Genomic DNA, 16,318 nt, shown 5'->3' on the forward strand with positions numbered 1-16,318 from the left:
TGCCGGTGATGTCCTAATTTACATAATTCCCTTGTATTTGCCCAACCATGCTGGCTTAAATAATACCCTTTACCAATTTCCAACAAAGCAACTGCCATCGGTGCAGCTGCTTTGTTGTTTAGCCCAACCTGTTATTTTTTCTCATGAAAGGATTTACTGTCAGCAGGCACCTCCTGCCGGTCGAACATACCATAATCGCGGATTACCTGGGCTACCCGCAGGCGATAATCTTTAAATACCTCCTGTCTGCCTTTTAACTGGGCTGCGCGATGCATTTCCACATTGCGCCATGCTTCAATCGCTTTTTCATCTGCCCAAAAAGATAAGGACAATATTTTCTCCGGATGATAAATACTCTGAAAGCGCTCAATAGAAATGAACCCATTTATCTTTTCAAGGGTAGGCTTAAGAGCGGCCGCAATGTCCAGGTATTCCTGCTTCCGGCCCTCAGCAGGAATTACTTCAAAGATAACGGCGATGGCGTGTTTATTGGGTTGTTTTCCCTGCTGCAGAAAATGAGTTACTTCCGCATAAAGTTGTACACGACTTTCTTCCAGGTGCATCACATGCGTTCCTTTTTCAATGACTACATACTTTTTTAGTGGCGCATTTTTGAGTGCCGCAAACAGCTTTTCCGCGTCCTGGTTGTCAGGATAAGTATCCCATTCTCCCCGGATAATTAAAGTGGGAACGCTTATTTTTTCCGGTTGATAGTAGGGCATATTATGCAATAGCGCCTCAATGTCTGCAGAGGGCCCGGCAGGGAATCGCACGCTGTCCGATTGGAATTTGGCAGCGAGCGGATCGGATTGCAACCAGGTAGTTCCCCAGGTATTAAATATTTCCGGCGCCAACCGGGATTGTTCGCCAGCAGGTGTCAGCTCTTTCATAGCATCGATCCTCTGGGTGGGCGTCAGCGATTCATAGGACGCTGTTATTTTCCCAGGCATGGACGTATCCGGTCTGGCGGTGATGGCGGCAAATAAAACCAGCTTTGCAATTTTATCCGGGTACCTGGAAGCATACAATGCTGCAACAGAGCCTCCCCAGGAATGACCAATTAAATACACTTTATCTTTCCCTGTTTGCTGTAAAATAAAGTTCACGGCTTTGTCTATATCAAGACAGGCGCTGGCAGCCCTGCCGAGGGGGGTGACGGTAGTGGCGCCTGCCAACATTTCCGGGTAGCGGTCGGCGTAGCCGTAGCCTAAAAAATCCATTGCAAATACATGGTATCCGTTTTCGGTTAAATGATCCATCCAGGAATAATGGTTCATCCTGAAACCGAAAGCAAGGGCAGATGGGAAGGAAGCGCCATGAATAAACAATACCGGGTAATCATTTGATATCACGGTAGGTGATGCTTCCAGCAAAGCAATGTTCAGGTCCGGAATGTGACTGGCAGTTTTTAAAACATGATAGCTGTTCATTAGCGTTGTATCTTTTAGTTGTGCTTGTATAATAATTTCCCCGGAAAAGACCAGGATCATCAATAGGATCGCTTTCTTCATATATTCATTTTAGATCCTAAAGGTGCCAAAGTATTATCTTTGATACTTCATTTACAACTTAACTATGAATGCTGATGGAAACACAAATTGGTCAGATCGCCACCTTGATTGGTGACCCGGTAAGGGCACTTATTTTATGGACATTGCTGGATGGCAGGGCGTATACCGCAACTGAGCTGGCCATCAGCACCAATACATCTCCCCAGAACCTCAGTATGCACCTGGGTAAACTTATCCAGGCAGATTTCCTGGTAGCAGAAAAGCAAGGCCGGCACAGGTATTACCGGTTTTCCAGGCAGGAAGTGGCTTACGCGATAGAAGCCATTGCCCATCTTATTCCCAACGAAAAACAAAAGAAGATGGTCGGCCATCAGCATAATGCCGCAATTACACATTGCAGAACATGTTATGATCACCTGGCAGGGAAAACGGGTGTATCTATTGCCGATAGCTTATTAAAACAACGGATACTCATTCATAAAGCGGACAATTTTGAGCTGACGCCAAAAGGAGAAAAATGGATGGGGCAACTGGGCATTAATTTACCCGAACTCCGGCAACAGCGCAGGGTTTTTCTCAGACCCTGCCTCGACTGGACAGAAAGGCGTTATCATATAGCCGGCGCGCTCGGCGCAGCCCTGCTGGAACTCATGCTGGCGGACGACTGGATAAGAAGAACACGAAATTCAAGGGCGGTTATTATCACTGCCCGGGGAGAGAAAAAGATGCAGGAGTATTTTAGTTAGAAAGCATGTCATTCGCCTAAAACATCAACATCCCCGTTTACTGGCAGTACTGATATTTTAAGCGAATGCGTTATTTACTCAATAGCCGTTTGCTAACCACCTGCATCAGTAAATCCCGCTGGCTGCGGCTCACCGGCAGTGTATGCCCGCCTACCTGTACCATGTTGCTATCGAGTTTATTCACCTGCCCCAGATTCACAATATAAGATTTATGTATTCTCAGGAAGCTATCTGCCGGCAGCTGTTGTTCTACATTCTTAAACGTCAGGTACGCAACAATTTTGGTATGAATCGTTTGGATGAGTACATAGTTCTGCATGCTTTCCACGAAAAGGATATCTGACAGCATCACTTTTTCGTATACCTGTTTATGTTTTACAAAGATATAATCCTGTATGGGAAGATGGGATACGGCAGCAGGCTCCTGACGGGTGCGAAAATAATCCTGCGCTTTCAATACCGCTTGTGTAAAGCGTTGCAGGGAAAGCGGCTTTAACAGGTAGTCCAGTACATTGAGCCGGAAACCATCCAGTGCATAGTCCGGGTAGGCGGTCACCAGGATCGTCATAGGGGGCGTGGACAATGTTTCCAACAGATGCAGCCCACTCATTTTGGGCATATTAATATCGAGGAACATCAGATCCACAGGAGTGGATTCCAGCGTTTCCCTCGCCGATGCCACATTATTGCAGCTAGCGGTCAATGACAGGAAATCGAATGTTTGGATATACTTTTTTAATCCTTCCCGGGCTAGTGCTTCGTCGTCAACAATGATGCATTTAATTTCCATAAGCAGTTTTTATCAGAGAACATTAATTTTCATTTCAAGGTAAACCAGGAACAGATCAGTTGTTTCTTCTACTCTCAGGACATGCTGATCCGGGTAAAGGAGGGCCAGTCTTTTTCGTACATTCACCAGCCCGATTCCCTGGGGACGTGCAGTGCCTTCCGGGACAACGGGACTGGGCTCTTTGCTGTTTTTGACAATAAAATATAACCTGTCTCCTTCCAGTAAAAGATCTATACTGATAAAGTTGGGTTGATCCGTAAACTGCGACACATGCTTGAACGCATTTTCCACAAAAGGTGCGAGGATCAACGGGGAGATATAGCAGAGAGGCAGTTGCGGCTCCCAGTTGCAGGTTACCTGCAGCTCATAGCAACGTCGTTTGTTTTCTACATTCACATAGTTCTGCAGGTAGATAACTTCCTGTTGTAGCGGTATAGCAGGTTTAGCAGTATCATAGATCTGGTACCGCAGCATATCAGAGAATTCCAGCACCAGGTCTGCCGCCTGACCGCTATCTTTTTCAATCAGTACATGAATACTGTTCATCACATTGAACATGAAATGCGGATTCAACTGATTACGCAGCAGCGTAAGTTCTGTTTCCAGGTGGGTAGTACGGAGCTGTTCATGATCAATCACGGTTTTAGCATATTCCTGGTAAAAAAGAATACCACAGATCGTTCCACTGGTGAAAAGCAACCCGATAAAGTGACCCGGGAACATTGTGTGCAAGCCACACATCTGTGGAACAGCCATTACTTTCCTGACGCTGTTGCACAGTGTTGGCAAACTTAAATACACGGTAACCAGGCTGGTGAAGAAACAGACAACCACTACCAGCAAAGCAAACAAGAACATCTGCCGCTGCCTGATAAAAAACGGCAACAACCAGTAACAGAGTAGAAAAGTACATAGTGTACCGGGAATAGATTCCATCAGCCCCAACTGAAGCGCTTCCGGGTCGGGCAGCCCCTGCATACGGACCTGCAAAAAAGTAAGTGCCATATCCATTGCCCAGATAATGAGGATAACAGGCCAGGTTTTCATCAGAAAGAAGGGCTTAGGCATCAGTCAATTTTAATGCAAAAAAGTAAAAAAAAACCATATTAGACGCAATGCAACAAATACGTAACAAGTATTTAGTGCAGATCGTCCAGCAATTCTGCATATTAATCAGCAATTCCGGTGTGATGATCAAAATTCATGTTGCCGGGTAGTTATTCTCTTTTCCTTTGCATCAGTAAATCGGAAACCATAACAAAGGAAGCAAACCACTTCCTGTTCTGTACTATGTCTGGTAGCTTATCATAATAACGATCCATTGTCTAAGTACAGGCTTAAACTACAATTTTATGAAACATTACAAAATGAAGAGAAGCACACCTGTGTCCGGGTTATCTGTAGCCCTGTTAGGACTTGCCCTATTGGCAGGATCCGCCTGTAAGAAGTCATCATCTTCGCCTGTCGAAGAGCATACTGACGTTGTAACTCCGATTCCCGGCCTGTTGACCCGCGTCACTATTGGCAACCCCGATGGGCTTAATTGGCAGTTCAGCTACAACAAGAACATGCAGCCGCTGGTTATTAAGCATTTTGCCGATAAGTTTATGATAGAAAAAGATTCTATTATTTATGATGCCAATGACAAACTGGAGAAAGTATACATTTTCAGTGCTCCCTTACATAGGCCCGACTTAGCACCCGAGCTATTCCGCGTTGCAAAATTTGAATGGGACGCAAAAGGAAACATCTCACGGAAAGCCACCTGCGAACCGGGTACAGGGGCAGTGAGGCAGGATCGGCAATACACCTATGATGCCAGCGGTAACCTGATTAAACTCACTACCAGCATCAATGAATCCGGTCTTGATCTGAAACTTGTATCTACCTATGCCTGGGAGTTGAATAATATCAACAAGGAAACAATCACTGACGGCACCAACGCAATTTCAAATATGGAGGTGACGCATTTTGATCTGCATGCCAATTATATCACCAACCCGCTACTACGTTATTTGCTGGAAGATGATGGCCCATCGGTATTCAGCCATCAAAACCTGCGTGATACAAGAAAGGTTGAATATGTTACGTTTAATGGCAAAAAGGATTCTATTGTTACAGTAACAAAAAATACATATGAATATAACAATACCGATCATCCGGTGAAATTAGCTTCCTTCAGCACAGTTAAAAAGCCTGAATATCAGCAGGAGGTTTTTACCAAGCGCGATGTTACTTATGAATATAGTAAGTAAGTGATTTAAAAAGCAGCAGCATCCGGGTAATCCGGATGCTGCTGCTTTTTTAGCCAGATATGATTTATTGATAGATCCTCACCTGCACTTTCAATCTTTCATAAATTCCCTTTAAATAACCTGATAAAATATCTATATCAACAGATACTTTAAAAAACTCATTCTCTGTCCAGATAAAATAATCGGCCAGGTCATCTTTGAATTGCGACAAAATATCGTTCTCAAAAATGGGGCGTAGCTTTGTTCTTTTGAATGACTGACAATACAGCTTCCGGTGAGGAGAAAAGCAACCAGCTACCATCTCCATCAACCAATACCTTATCTACATAGTTATCTGAAAGATCAGCGCCGGAAACGGTATAATATGTCTGCTCTCCAAATACAACCCCTAATAAAAACTTCCTGTACTTTTCTGATATATCGAATGAAGACATCCGCCAGTTTTTAAAATTGATAATGCAAATAAATCTATAGCATTAAACTAACAAATAGTGCATACACGAAAAAAAGCCAGGAAAGCTTACTCACGAAAAAGCGACTGTTGTCAAAAATATGGTTTGTATATACCTTTGCAGCGGTATAAACAAAATACATGAGTCAATTTCCGCATATAAACCTGCCCTTAAAGCACAAACTGACATTCACTGCTAACCCGGTAAACGTAGTGCCATTACCGAATGGGGAGCTCCTGATGAACTTCGCCAGCCAACCACTGATTACAAAGCTCAACGCTAATCTTGAAATTGTTTGGGAAAAAATTATCCAGGGAAAGCATACCAATTATGTAAGCAGCAAGCTGTCGGCTTCTTCTGATGGTCGCCTGATGGCCATTGCAGGCATGACCGATATACGCATTCTTGATGCAGAAGGTAACGCCGTGTTGCATACAGTAGAACACAGCTCCTGGGGCTGGTTCCTCGGCGCCGCCTGTCATTTCTCCAGGGATAATAACAACATCTGGTACGTATTGCCTGGCGCTGAAAATGAAACAGACGAGCTACAGGTAATGGATGCTGCTACCTTCCAGGTAATAGCTACTTATCCTCTCCTGAACAGCCACCAATACACCTATGCCTTTCATGCTACGCCTGAAAATAATATCATCCTGCTGGAAGCCGCTGCCGGACAGGAAGAGTCTGTCCTGATGCAGTTGCAGTTGAACGATGGCGCCATCTCCCTGACTGAACTTACCCAGTGTGATAATGTGATCATGGGCAACTTCGCTCCCTCCGGAAAGGAATTTGTAATGGCGCCTCATTATGACGGGCCGCTGGAAATTTACTCCTTTCCTGAAATTGCCGGGGCAGCGGAGCAAGACCAGGCGGCTATTTTCGACGGTAGCAAAGATTTTCCTGCCGCAGAACCGGATAATATCAACTACACCGTATTTTTTATAGACGATCATCATATCCTGGTGGTTTCCCAATTTGGAAGACTACTATTGCTGGATAGAAAAGATCTACGCTGCAAAGCAGAGGTGATGCCGGAGGGCATTGAATTTAAGGCCTATGACCTGGATGGCAATCCTACTACCAACCCGGATTATATCTTTGATTACAGCAGTAATATTATCAACGTCCTGATGGTACACCATCAGCTGCTGCTCACAACTGGTGATGGCCAGTTACGCAGTTATGACCTGCCTGTATGATAAGGATCAGTTGCCATAATTGGAAACGGAAATAAAAAAGTCTTCATGTCTGTCACCTGGAGACTTTTTATTTCTAAATTTACCTTCATGAACAATTTCTGGGAAAAAGTATCTATATATCATCCCCTGTCTGCCGAAACCCGGGAGGCATGGGGTAATATCATTACAAGCCGTACTTATAAGCGTCACGAAACACTGGTGGCGGAAGGCCAGGTACCACGACAGGTGGCTTTTGTGGTAAAGGGGCTATTCTCCCAATACTATACTGCGCCCAATGGAGATGTGGTGATCAAACGTTTTTTCCCGGAAACATTTTTGGCGGCATCCGTAAGCGCCCTGTTAACCAAAAGCCCCAGTCAGTTTACGATCCGGGCCCTGGAAAACACCACGGTATTGGAATATCAATTCGATGAATTCAAAAAGTTAACAACCCGCTACCCGGATTTGGCGGCTTTGTATATCCGCTACATGGAAATACATTGGGTAGTGGAAAAAGAGCCACTGGAAATATCACTACGCTATGATACTGCCAAAAGTCGCTATACCGCCTTCCTGGAACAATTCCCTTCCCTCGAACCCCGCCTGAAGCAGCACGAAATCGCTTCCTACCTTGGTATTACCCCTACACAACTGAGCCGTATACGTGCGGAGTTATAGATTTTTTTAAAAGTCTCAACATTTGTACATGTTTTTCAGGCAGCGCTGCCGGAATTTTGTCTTCATAAAAAATAACATTTATGAAAAAGACAGATTACCTGGAAGACCAACTCGACAACAAAGCCACCATACATCACCCTGGTAAAGGAGAACGCCTGGAGGTAGGCGGCGCTTCCTTCGTTTTTAAAGTAACCAGCGAAATGTCGAACAGCCAACTGGGCGTTTATGAGATCACGCTGCCTCCGCGTACCATCGGCGCCAAGCTGCATTACCATCGTTTTATGGATGAAACGTTTATTGTTAATAAAGGTGTACTTACTGTATATGCCGGTGAAGCTACCCATCACCTGGAACCTGGATCGGTTGTATATGTACCCCGTTTTACCCCACACGGTTTTGCCAATGATACGGATGAACAGGTAGTACTTACCCTCCTCTTCAACCCGGCAGAAAAAAGGGAAGGCTTCTTCCGCGGGCTGGTAGATATTCTCAGCGAACAGCCTGTTGACCCGGCCAAATTTCTGAAGCTGTATAACAAGTACGACACCTTCCCGGTGGATGTGAATAATATGCTGCCAGTGAAGTGACAAAAAAACAACCGCGTGATACCATTCTTTCGACTGGTGTCACGCGGCTTTGATCCAACCGGATCAGTACTTTGATCGCTTATAGTGCCGGAGGTTCGTCCGTAGGCGTTACCGTAGTTTCCTCTTCTACTGCCACCTCTTCTTTTTTGCGACCGAATAATTTTTTCACAAATCCAGCCACTGCCGCCAGTCCCAGCAGGATAAATTTCCAGCCAGCTGCCAGGAACTTTACGATCAGGGCGAAAAAGCCCACTTTAGCAAGTACTTTACCGGCCACCAGTCCACCAATAGTCCAGGCTGCCACATTATCAATCTTGGGATCAAAATCGAAGTAAGTATTGCCTTCTGTGAAAGTAGCCATGTGCAGTACTTTGTTAATATCCGCCTTTACCAGCGGCAGTTCGCGCATAGTACATACTGCATTCAGTGAAAGGATACCATGACGGCCTAAAATACGGATCTGGTAATTAAGCGTATTAATATCATCCTGATCACCAAAATGAATTTCCTTCGCCCAGTGTAATACTTTGTTCTCTTTGTCGTAGAACGGCGCCTGAGCCCATCCTACCACGTGAACACTGGGATATCCCTCTTTTAAACGTTGCTCATTTACCTCTTTTTCATCCTTCTGGATGTTTTTCAACATCGCATCATAATCGATTTTTTCGGCATCATCATCTTTTACATAGCCAATATCTTCGTATTCCAGGATAAAAGCATAGCTGCTATCGGAGAAGGGATCTGACTTTTCAGGAAAGATCATACCCAGGGTATTCTCCACTCCGGATTCCGGATTACCCCACAATTTGGTTAAGACATACTTACTTTGTTCTTTGTTCAGGAATTTAAATCCTGCGGGAATCTTAATCTCCGCTTTACCGCCGGGGAGCTTAATCAGACCGGTTTCATACTTTTGTGCCTGACGGATGGAGTCTGCAAATTTGTCCATCTGCAATTGGGAATTTTCGACAGAATCACGTACAGGGGCTGCTTTAACACATAGGGTAGCAAACAGCAAACTAGCCAGATATAGGTACTTTAACATAAATGAATGAATATTTCAGGCCGCAAAAATGCAGTAAATATTTCAAATAATAAAGTGATAACCAAAGACTGATGATCGTTAGCCGGCAAAAAAAGCGGTAGTTTTAGTCAATATAAGCACAATCCAAATCAATAGGAATGCGCATCTTGGCACATGCGTCCACACCGCCCGGTTGCTTATTTTTCGTCAGCTATTCCCTGCCTTGTGCCGGTCTGCTTTCAGCTATAGTAATTATTTCAGCTAAACTTCTTTTATAAAATCGAAATGACAGAAAAACATCTACTTAAAAAATCACTGCTATTATTGGTACTATTGGCAAAAATCGCCATACTGCCCGCAGCTGCACAGGTCAATCTAAAAACCAAACAATGGAGCATTCAGCTCGATCCATCCGGAAAACTCACGAGCATGAAAAGCCTCGTCCTGCAAAAAGAATTCCTGGTTGCAGAGAAGGCCAATGCATTGATGAGTATTAAAAAAGACGGGCAGATCATCCCATCCACTAGCTGTACATGGAACGCTAAAAATTCGGAACTGCTGCTGTCGTATCCACAGGCGGGCGTGGAAGCAAAGGTAAAAGTGCAGCGTAACGACCATTACCTCAGCTTTGAACTAACACAATTAACGCCCAACACCAATATAGACCTGGTGTTGTGGGGACCTTACCCGGTAACCATTGCTGATACCATAGGAGAAGTAGTTGGCGTGGTGCGCAGCAAGGAATTCGCTATTGGTATCCAGGCACTGAATATAAAAACCCTCGGAGGATACCCCAGCACAGAAAGCGATATGGAACCCTCCTACGACGTATTTGAAGGTGGCAACAAAGTGGACGTAAAAGAAAACGACCTGCACAAACAACTCTTCAGAGGTGATGTAGCACGCCCCACCGAATACGGCGCTTCATTACAAGCTTATTGCCGCAATCGTAATAAAGACCGCGTGATTGAAAACTGGGGCCATACCGCTTACCTGGCGCCCGCCTTCAACGACGGCGGTGTTATTGGTAGTAAGATTGCCCTCTTTGGTGTACCAAACGCAGATGTATTACCTACCATCTCACAAATTGAATTAAAAGAAGGACTCCCCCATCCGCTGCTGGATGGAGTATGGGGAAAACAGGCCATTCATGCCTCCGAATCTTACCTGATCATGGACTTTGGCGTTGATAATCTGGCGGAGGCAATTGCAGTAACCAAACAGGCTGGCCTGCGTTACCTGTATCATGGTGGCCCTTTTGAGGACTGGGGACATTTCAAATTACACAGCAAAGAATTCCCTCAAAACTGGGCAAGTATGAAGCAGTGCGTGGAAACCGCCCAGAAGGCAGGTGTACGGCTTGGCCTTCATACGTTATCCAACTTCATCACCACCAACGATCCATATGTAACCCCTGTTCCGGATGCGCGTTTGGCGAAGGTGGGTTATTCCCGCATCATGAAATCCCTTGATGCCACTGCAAAAGAGATCGAAATAGCTGATCCTGTTTTCTTTAATCAATTTGAAAACAACACCCTGAAGGCAGTGGTGATAGGAAATGAAATTATCCGGTACAGCCAGGTAACCACCTCCGCGCCCTGGAAATTATTGGATTGCCAGCGGGGCGCCTTCGGTACCCAGGCCGGCGCCCATCAGCAAAATGACACCATAGGGAAACTGATGGATCATGCCTATAAAGTATTTCTTACCAACTATGCCCTGCAGGAAGAAATGTCGAAAACAATTGCGCGCCTGTTTAATGAAACAGGTTTGATGCAAATCTCTTTCGATGGACTCGAAGGCTGTCTCTCATCCGGAATGGGGCAATATGCCAAACAGCTATTCGCTAAAACATGGTACGACAACCTGGACCCTGCATTAAAAGGAAAAGTGATCAACGATGCCAGCACACCCGGCCACTACTTCTGGCATATTTACACACGGATGAACTGGGGCGAACCCTGGTACGCCGGCTTCCGGGAAAGCCAGCTGCAATTGCGCCTGAAAAATCAGCAGTTCTTCCGCCGCAACCTAATGCCCTCTATGCTGGGCTGGTTCAGCCTGCGGCCCGAAACCGCACTGGAAGATATAGAATGGATGCTCGCAATGGGCGCCGGGTATAATGCCGGCTTCGGATTATCTACCAGCCTGGAAACATTGAAGAAACATGGTATGAGGGATCAACTGCTTGGAACGATTAACACCTGGGAACAGGCACGTATGAAAAATATCTTCAGCGAAGCGCAGAAAGAAGAAATGCGAAGCCTGAAGCATGAGTTCCACCTGGAAATGACCACCAATAATGAATACCTGCTAACACCGGTATATAATGCCTACTTCACGCATACCGGAAAATTGAAGCAACCGGGAGAACCCGTTTCTTCCTCTTTCCAGTTTAATAATCCGGCAGCCCGTCAACCGGTTTCCTTTATTATTTCGCTGGCCCCTGGCAAAGACGCGGATCCGGATGTTACATTTGACCAGGTATCTATCACTATTAATCAGCAGGATGCGCTGGTATTACCGGTTAGTCTCAAAAGAAACCAATTCCTGAAATGTGATGGTAAAACAGTACAGTTATACAATAAGCAATGGCAATTGGTACAAAGTATAACGCTGAATAAAGCGCTGCCTGTTTTATCAAACGGCGTAAATGAAATCGCATTTGATGGAAAATACTCCGGAGAAAATGGCGCAGATGTAAAACTGGAAATTCGCGCCACCGGCGAAGCAACAAGGATTAAAGCAGGAAAATAAAATTAGCTGGATCCAGCTAATTTTATTTTCTCTCCTGAGCGGAAAAAACCGCGAGCGTAAAGGGATCACCGGAAGCCATATTAGTGCCTGGCTTCCGGTGATCCCTTTACTTTTTTATTTTAATTTCCTGATAGTAGCAACGCATTACCTGGCAAGTTCAACTGGCTTATCCAGCCTTGTCAGCTTCTGAGGATTAGCGATTGCAAAGATCCGGACGATCCTGCCATTCTCTACTACGAAACTCGCTGCCGCTACGGCGCCGTCACTTTCTATGCAGCCTCCCGGCCCGCCATTCAGCCACAAGCTACTTACTGTAAGTACCCGGTTCGGGCGTGTGAGTAAATTCGCCACCAGTTCGCCTCCATAAACGGGAGTCGGAGCCGCAGCCACTAATCCGCCACCATCCGCAATCAGTATAACATCCGGCGCCAATACCTCCATCAGTTCCTGCAACTGCCCGGTTCGCAACGCAGCCAGGAAACGCTCCACCACGAGTTGCTGTTCGGACCGGCTTACCAACTCCCGTTGGCGCCTGGCTGCCACATGCGCTCTCGCTCTTCGCGCGGTCTGTCGAACCGCCGCTGCGGGTTTTCCGATTATTTTAGAGATCTCGCCATATGGAATATTAAAAACTTCGCGGAGCACGAACACTGCCCGTTCTGTTGGCCCCAGCGTTTCCAATACAATCAACATGGCGATCGAAATGCTCTCCGACAATTCAAGGTCCCCGGCAACGTCAGGGCTGGTTAACAGTGGCTCCGGCAGCCATTCGCCAACGTAATCCTCGCGGCGACGCGACAATGTCCGCATCCAGTTGAGCGCCTGCCGTGTGACCACCCGGACCAGGTACGCACGCGGATTGCTTACCTCCGATTGATCAACATTGACCCACCGAAGCCACGCCTCCTGTAAAACATCTTCCGCATCAGTTGCCGAACCAAGCATCTGGTAAGCTACCGTGAATAACAGGTTCCGATGAAGAATAAAAGGGTCCTCAGTCATCATTTCAATACTACACCGGGCTTCCCGGTACGTTTAGTTAAAGGAATTTCGCAGGCATCTGAATACCCCTGCGACGTAATACCATGCGCCGTGTTGACTCTCGTCGACAAGTTCGCAAAACCGATGAGTGCAGTCAGCTCCACCAGCGCGGCCGGACCCAGTTGTTCCAGCAGCCGGGCAGACAATTCATCAGTGACGGTTGTAGGCGTGCTGCTCATTGCTTCCGCATACTCCATCACGTCCCGCTCCTGCGGCGTAAACACATCCGATGTTCTCCAGCACGGTACCTGGCTGGCTTTAGCCAGGTCTAAACCCTGGTGCTGCGCCTGGAAGTAGCCGATATCGAGGCACCAGCTACAGCCAATCAATGCGGCAACAGCCATATGCGCAAACGATTTGAGATGCTCGTCGCAAGCGTTCCATTCACTCACCTTGCGCCCCAACTCAAGATTAGCCGTGGCCACTTGAGGATTGTGCCATACTACCTCAACGGGTTCAGGAACAGCACCGAGCTGCCTGATCATGTTTTCCCTGAGCTCCGCGGGAAGCTCAGCTTTTGAAATGCGTAATGCCATGATAAATGTCCTCCTTAATTTTTTTGTTCAATCATAAAGACACCACGTGACATGCAAATGTGACAACCTATCGCTGCCGGGTGTAAGATAACAACGAAGCGATAAAGAAGCAGCATGAACTATAGAAACGCAACTACATACTTGATAAGTTCATTTTCTTTGCTAAAAAGGGCGTTCTCCTCAGAAAAAATGGCCAACTGCCGACGTTGAATGATAAGTTGGGCCAGGGCCTAAATGGCATACATTTTTTCAGAAAGCTATTGGTTTGGACTGGTTGGTAAAAGCTGAACAAAAAAAATAACCCAATTGAAAAAACACCAGGCTTTGCTGAATTTGCATTACCAAACAAAAAAATCTGAAATAGGTCACATCATTATCTTCCTCGTAATCGTCCACGAATAGAAAGAGCTGTTGCTTTAAGTGAATGGAGACAAAAGTGCGCGCAACACATTATTGCATCGTGGAATCTATAACATTCAATTGGCAACCATCCTGTACCTATTAGATAATAACGACCATCTGTTGTAGCTCCACATACTTCCGAAAGGTTGATCAAAAGCGGAAAAATTCATGCCGAAAATGAGGCATAGCACACCCTATGAACTAGCTAAGGCAAAGATTTGTCCGGCTAATTAAAGTAAATAGATTTTCTTTGCGCCTTATTAATTTTCCCGGAACAAAAAATGAAACGTACCACCTTTACTTTATTATTAATGCTGTTTTTCTTCAACAGCCAATCACAATCCATGCACGGACAAACCGACTACATCTATGGCACCATGGTTAATAGCACGGATACGCTGGTTGGATATTTCTCTTTTGACAACAAAATCTCACAGAACGGGCAAACCGTTTATTATGTGAAAGGCCCGGGGGCTAACAGGATGAGAACATTTCAGTCGCGTAAGTATGATTACTTCCAGGGTGATTCTGTTTACATGGAAAAGTTTGGCGGCTATCCTGCATTAGGAGGAATGGTGGATCTTTTGATTCCCAGGATCATCAATGGCAGGATTCAGTTATTTGAGTTGAAGATGAAATGGGGAACCATGAACCTATTCAAATCGGATCTCTTTTTTGTAAAGAAAGGCGCAGAGAAATTTTCAATAAAAAGAAAGAAATTCAAAGAAAAGATGAGGACATTGATTAGTGAAAATGCCGAATTGCTGCGTAAGGTAGAAAGCGGTGAGCTGACATTTGATGATATGATAGAAGTGATTTTGACGTATAATAAAAATTACCCGGTATAGAATGCCCCCCAATCAAATTTTAAATTGTCTTACATATTAATTTATTTTACTATTTTGCACAAACCGGAAGCAACTGTTACTGATAGCAATCATACTCCTTACCTGGAACTTCCGGACTTTAAAAAAAAATCAAACAATTGACATTAAAAAATCTCTATGACCACGAACACCTATTTTATTATCGGCGGGATTGCCGTATTATTTATTGTATACATGATTTTCTTAAAAGTAAGGATGAAGAAGTACAATGATAAACAACTAGACAATTTTAACTCCAACCATTCAGACACCCCATTAACCGAAGAACAGAAAAGGCTGCTTTCATTTGGCGCAATTTTGTTTTATTACAGAGGAGAGAAAATACTTGGCATTAAACCCGAAAGCAGTTTAAATGAGTATATCGGAGGACTAAACCAACAATGGGAAATCACAAACGGAACAGAAGCGAAAGCAGCTTTAAATGATTTATTATCATTACAGAAAAGCAATGAATTTGCACCTGTTTTACTTCAATCATCAAAAGAATTAAGCAGTATCCAAAAAGATATTTCGAATGGTTTAGGGCTGGATCTGGACAGCGTTACACAGGTAAGATCTGCTTATGCCTGGGATATTTGCAGGGCGGTATCATTGGCAAAATGGTGTTACTGGGTAGGCTATTTGAATGAAGGTGAAACCTGGGAAGTGATGAAAAAGGCCTCAGAAGTAGCCACTTCAAAAGGTAAAAACTGGACTGATTATACCATTTCTTTTCTACTGGGCAGAACAATACAAGGATTTGATTTAGATGAAGTGATCGTAGAAAGTAAACAAATACTAACGAGCAAAGGACCAGCGTTGAGAAAAATTGCGGATGTAGATGTATATACAAAATATCCATTTTCAAAATCATAGTGGCTGCTAACAAGTAGCTGGAGAAGAACAGGCGGCACCTTTGGCCGCCTGTTCTTCTATCTGACCGGAGATAGCCCAGGTTATATCATGAAATTTTAGCGAGTACCTGATTGCTGCGGTTCGATAAACTACCGCTGACTTCAATAGTTTCTATACCAAAATCCCAAATCCAGTCATGGAGCACATCATTAACCAGGCGTCTGAGTTTTGGCAGATCGACCTGATGGCCTGGAATCAGATCTGGTGCTTCTATTGGAACAAACACGAAAAGATCGATTCCAGCAATGACAGTCTGTGCTATTTCAAATAGTTGCTGAATATTCCTGCCCGGGTCAATTACATGAAGATAGGCTAAGATATCAATGACACTTCTGTCAAATATCACATCATTTTTACTTTTGGAAAGCAGTTTGGCTGAGTAATTAAACTGTTCTATAAAATCCCCGGCAGTGGGGATTTCAGAAAACTCATACCCTGCTGTTTCCAGTTGATAATATGGCTCTATTTCAAGTGTATACCCAGGAAGGTTCACCAGCAATTCTTCCGCCAATGTTGTTTTACCAACCCTGTGAGCACCACCTATCGCAATTCTCATATTTCAGTTTGATTTGTGAAGAAT

16 protein-coding genes are annotated in these 16,318 nt (G+C 44.8%); 8 read left to right on the forward strand and 8 right to left on the reverse strand.

Going from position 1 to position 16,318, the window contains the following annotated elements:
* Positions 1-131: 131 nt before the first annotated feature.
* Positions 132-1,511, reverse strand: coding sequence for an alpha/beta fold hydrolase (locus AC5ZC7_RS14395; RefSeq protein WP_496162415.1), 1,380 nt, complete (start codon positions 1,509-1,511; stop codon positions 132-134).
* Between the two features lie 74 nt (positions 1,512-1,585).
* On the opposite strand from AC5ZC7_RS14395, the gene AC5ZC7_RS14400 reads away from it, so the two are divergent.
* A complete protein-coding gene (locus tag AC5ZC7_RS14400) occupies positions 1,586-2,257 on the forward strand; it encodes a helix-turn-helix domain-containing protein (RefSeq protein WP_496162414.1) in 672 nt (223 codons plus the stop codon).
* Positions 2,258-2,327: 70 nt separating this feature from the next.
* Here the strand turns inward: AC5ZC7_RS14400 and AC5ZC7_RS14405 are convergent, their stop codons facing one another.
* Both AC5ZC7_RS14405 and AC5ZC7_RS14410 read right to left on the reverse strand, forming a co-directional pair.
* Positions 2,328-3,047, reverse strand: coding sequence for a LytTR family transcriptional regulator DNA-binding domain-containing protein (locus AC5ZC7_RS14405; RefSeq protein ID WP_496162413.1), 720 nt, complete (start codon positions 3,045-3,047; stop codon positions 2,328-2,330).
* Positions 3,048-3,059: 12 nt separating this feature from the next.
* Entirely contained in the window at positions 3,060-4,115 is a 1,056-nt protein-coding gene (locus tag AC5ZC7_RS14410) for a histidine kinase (protein WP_496162412.1), read from the reverse strand.
* 284 nt (positions 4,116-4,399) lie between these two features.
* Between AC5ZC7_RS14410 and AC5ZC7_RS14415 the strand changes: the two genes are divergently transcribed.
* Positions 4,400-5,302 (forward strand): hypothetical protein, encoded by a 903-nt coding sequence (locus AC5ZC7_RS14415; RefSeq protein ID WP_496162411.1) that lies wholly within the window; start codon positions 4,400-4,402, stop codon positions 5,300-5,302.
* A gap of 221 nt (positions 5,303-5,523) precedes the next feature.
* On the opposite strand, the gene AC5ZC7_RS14420 is transcribed toward AC5ZC7_RS14415, so the two are convergent.
* Positions 5,524-5,736, reverse strand: coding sequence for a hypothetical protein (locus AC5ZC7_RS14420; protein WP_496162410.1), 213 nt, complete (start codon positions 5,734-5,736; stop codon positions 5,524-5,526).
* Positions 5,737-5,894: 158 nt separating this feature from the next.
* Between AC5ZC7_RS14420 and AC5ZC7_RS14425 the strand changes: the two genes are divergently transcribed.
* The 3 genes from AC5ZC7_RS14425 (at position 5,895) to AC5ZC7_RS14435 (ending at position 8,197) form a co-directional block, all read left to right on the forward strand.
* Complete coding sequence (locus AC5ZC7_RS14425; protein WP_496162409.1) at positions 5,895-6,953, forward strand: hypothetical protein; 1,059 nt, start codon at positions 5,895-5,897, stop codon at positions 6,951-6,953.
* An 87-nt stretch (positions 6,954-7,040) separates the two neighbouring features.
* Positions 7,041-7,610 (forward strand): cyclic nucleotide-binding domain-containing protein, encoded by a 570-nt coding sequence (locus AC5ZC7_RS14430; RefSeq protein ID WP_496162408.1) that lies wholly within the window; start codon positions 7,041-7,043, stop codon positions 7,608-7,610.
* A gap of 80 nt (positions 7,611-7,690) precedes the next feature.
* Entirely contained in the window at positions 7,691-8,197 is a 507-nt protein-coding gene (locus tag AC5ZC7_RS14435; RefSeq protein ID WP_496162407.1) for a cupin domain-containing protein, read from the forward strand.
* Positions 8,198-8,276: 79 nt separating this feature from the next.
* On the opposite strand, the gene AC5ZC7_RS14440 is transcribed toward AC5ZC7_RS14435, so the two are convergent.
* A complete protein-coding gene (locus AC5ZC7_RS14440) occupies positions 8,277-9,146 on the reverse strand; it encodes a DUF2167 domain-containing protein (protein WP_496162406.1) in 870 nt (289 codons plus the stop codon).
* Positions 9,147-9,506: 360 nt separating this feature from the next.
* Here AC5ZC7_RS14440 and AC5ZC7_RS14445 point away from each other — a divergent pair, with 360 nt between their 5' ends.
* Positions 9,507-11,978, forward strand: a complete 2,472-nt coding sequence (locus tag AC5ZC7_RS14445) for a hypothetical protein (protein ID WP_496162405.1) — start codon at positions 9,507-9,509, stop codon at positions 11,976-11,978.
* Between the two features lie 144 nt (positions 11,979-12,122).
* Here AC5ZC7_RS14445 and sigJ read toward each other — a convergent pair whose 3' ends face one another.
* Complete coding sequence (gene sigJ / locus AC5ZC7_RS14450) at positions 12,123-12,983, reverse strand: RNA polymerase sigma factor SigJ (RefSeq protein WP_511911555.1); 861 nt, start codon at positions 12,981-12,983, stop codon at positions 12,123-12,125.
* A complete protein-coding gene (locus tag AC5ZC7_RS14455; protein ID WP_496162404.1) occupies positions 12,980-13,504 on the reverse strand; it encodes a carboxymuconolactone decarboxylase family protein in 525 nt (174 codons plus the stop codon). Before AC5ZC7_RS14455 ends, sigJ begins: the two co-directional genes overlap by 4 nt.
* 734 nt (positions 13,505-14,238) lie before the next feature.
* Between AC5ZC7_RS14455 and AC5ZC7_RS14460 the strand changes: the two genes are divergently transcribed.
* Together AC5ZC7_RS14460 and AC5ZC7_RS14465 are read left to right on the forward strand one after the other, a co-directional pair.
* On the forward strand, positions 14,239-14,805 hold the full coding sequence (locus tag AC5ZC7_RS14460; RefSeq protein WP_496162403.1) for a hypothetical protein: 567 nt from the start codon (positions 14,239-14,241) through the stop codon (positions 14,803-14,805).
* Between the two features lie 156 nt (positions 14,806-14,961).
* The gene (locus AC5ZC7_RS14465; RefSeq protein ID WP_496162402.1) at positions 14,962-15,699 is read left to right on the forward strand and encodes a DUF1266 domain-containing protein; all 738 of its coding nucleotides are present in this window, start codon (positions 14,962-14,964) and stop codon (positions 15,697-15,699) included.
* A gap of 85 nt (positions 15,700-15,784) precedes the next feature.
* Here the strand turns inward: AC5ZC7_RS14465 and AC5ZC7_RS14470 are convergent, their stop codons facing one another.
* Positions 15,785-16,294, reverse strand: coding sequence for an AAA family ATPase (locus tag AC5ZC7_RS14470; protein WP_496162401.1), 510 nt, complete (start codon positions 16,292-16,294; stop codon positions 15,785-15,787).
* Positions 16,295-16,318 lie beyond the last annotated feature (24 nt).

Source organism: Chitinophaga sp. 9-1-y (assembly GCF_059511905.2).